The organism is Bradyrhizobium sp. P2_E8 (assembly GCF_056403875.1).
This window is the reverse complement of record NZ_JBFUES010001706.1, coordinates 1-857: the sequence shown is the minus strand read 5'-3', so window position 1 is coordinate 857 and position 857 is coordinate 1. Positions and strand designations below refer to the sequence as shown.

Annotated in this window: 1 protein-coding gene; it reads right to left on the bottom strand. The window is 64.1% G+C overall.

Annotation, left to right across the window (positions count from 1 at the left end; translation table 11 throughout):
- Positions 1-62: 62 nt before the first annotated feature.
- Positions 63-857, bottom strand: a 795-nt coding sequence (gene pepT / locus AC1D00_RS43360) for a peptidase T (RefSeq protein WP_477014960.1), incomplete at its 5' end; no start/stop codon positions are given.

Sequence of the window (857 nt, the reverse complement as noted above, 5' to 3'; positions counted from 1 at the left end):
GGACAAGCCCGGCCACGACGTCGTGGAGGCTTTTGCGCCCGTTGCCGGGATTAGCGGCGCGCCTACGCCTTCTCCTCCCAGATCATGGCAAGATGGACGATCGTCTGCACCGCCTTCTCCATGTCCTGCCGGCTGACCCATTCGAGGCGCGAGTGGAACGCGTGCTCGCCGGCGAAGATGTTGGGGCAGGGCAGGCCCATGAACGACAGGCGCGAGCCGTCGGTGCCGCCGCGGATCGCGGTGCGCATCGGCCGCAGGCCGGCGCGGCGGATCGCCTCGATAGCGTATTCGAGGATGTGCGGGTGACGGTCGATCACCTGCTTCATGTTGCGGTACTGCTCCCTGACCTCGAACGTGTAGGTCGAGCGCGGATAGTCCTTCATCACGTCCTTGACGATGTTCTCGAGCAGGATCTCCTTCTCCTTCAGGCCTTCCTCGGTGAAGTCGCGGACGATGAAGGAGAGCGTCGCCTGCTCGAGCGCGCCGTCGATGCTGATCGGATGCAGGAAGCCCTGCTTGCATGACGTCGTCTCGGGCGAACAGCCCTCCTTCGGCAGTCGCTCGACGATGGCGGCCGCGATCTTGATCGCGTGCTCCATCTTGCCCTTGGCGTAGCCGGGATGGGCGCTGACGCCGTTGATGGTGATGGTGGCTCCGTCGGCCGAGAAGGTCTCGTCCTCGACAGAGCCCGCGCTCTCGCCGTCCATGGTGTAGCCGAAATCGGCCCCCAACTTCTTGATGTCGACGTTGTCGACGCCGCGGCCGACCTCCTCGTCGGGCGTGAACAGGATCTTGAGGGTGCCGTGCTTCACATCGGGATTGTTGATGAAGAAATACGCGGCATCCATGATCTCGGC